This is a genomic window from Fructilactobacillus sp. X2R1C1 (genome assembly GCF_059901435.1).
In genome coordinates this window covers 1-277 of sequence record NZ_JBWXUV010000085.1, presented here as the reverse complement: position 1 = coordinate 277, position 277 = coordinate 1, and the positions used below count along the sequence as shown (strand labels likewise).

Here is a 277-nt window from a genome sequence, read left to right as displayed (position 1 = left end):
ATTTGTGCAATACGCTTTTGTAACATCATGTACTCTGCTAAGGTTTTCGCTTCTGGGAAGTCGAGGCTTTCAAGGACTTCTTCGTCAACGATGATTGAACCTTTTTCGGTGAACTTCTTGGCTTTCCAACCTTTTTCGATAAGTCTTTCTGCGATTTGTTTGCGACTGCCGGGATTGAACGGCTCGATGATGTCTTTGAGTGCTTTACCTGACGATTTGTGAACTCGTCCAGTGGTGACCTTATCAGGGAAGATTGCAGCCATTTCAACTTGAATAG

Annotated in this window: 1 protein-coding gene; it reads right to left on the bottom strand. The window is 43.7% G+C overall.

Translation table 11 applies throughout. The features are described from left to right. A partial coding sequence (locus AC6UDG_RS07590) for a hypothetical protein (protein ID WP_500706973.1) occupies positions 1 to 277 on the bottom strand: 277 nt, incomplete at both ends.